Source organism: Xanthomonas bonasiae, assembly GCF_017163705.1.
Taxonomy (GTDB): Bacteria; Pseudomonadota; Gammaproteobacteria; order Xanthomonadales; family Xanthomonadaceae; genus Xanthomonas_A; species Xanthomonas_A bonasiae.
In genome coordinates, this window is record NZ_JAFIWB010000066.1 from 1 (window position 1) to 647 (window position 647).

At 67.9% G+C, this 647-nt stretch carries 1 protein-coding gene; it reads right to left on the minus strand.

Annotated elements, in window-relative coordinates; all coding sequences use genetic code 11:
* The coding region (locus JR064_RS22920) for an ATP-binding cassette domain-containing protein (RefSeq protein WP_206231247.1) at positions 1-647 on the minus strand (647 nt) is incomplete at both ends.

A 647-nucleotide genomic window follows, 5' to 3' on the forward strand; every position in this document is an offset into this window, starting at 1 on the left:
GCGCTGGTGGCCTCGTCGAGGATCAGGATGCGCGGATCGGTGATCAGCGCCCGGGCGATGGCGATGCGCTGGCGCTGGCCGCCGGACAGTCCAGTGCCGTGCTCGCCTACCGAGGTGTCGTAGCCTTCGGGCAATTCGGTGATGAAGTCATGTGCGCCCGCCAGCTTCGCGGCGTGGATGACGCGCTCCAATGGCATCCCGGGGTCGGCCAGCGCGATGTTCTCTCGAATGCTGCGATTGAACAGGAAGTTCTCCTGCAGCACGACGCCGAGCTGGCGACGCAGCCAGGCCGGATCGGCCAGGGCCAGGTCATGGCCGTCGATCAGCACGCGGCCGCGCTCAGGGGTGTAGAGCCGCTGCACCAGCTTGGTCAGCGTGCTCTTGCCCGAGCCGGAGCGCCCGACGATCCCGATTACTTCACCGGGCTGGATGTCCAGCTCGACGCCGGCCAGGACCTCCGGCCCCTCCGGGCGGTAGCGGAAGTGCACGCGCTCGAAGCTGATCCGGCCCTTGATAGGCGGCAGCGCCATCTTGCTGCCAGGCAGTTCGGTACGGGTGTTGAGGATGTCGCCCAGCCGCTCGACCGAGATGCCGACCTGCTGGAAGTCCTGCCACAGCTGTGCCAGGCGGATGATCGGGGCCGACAC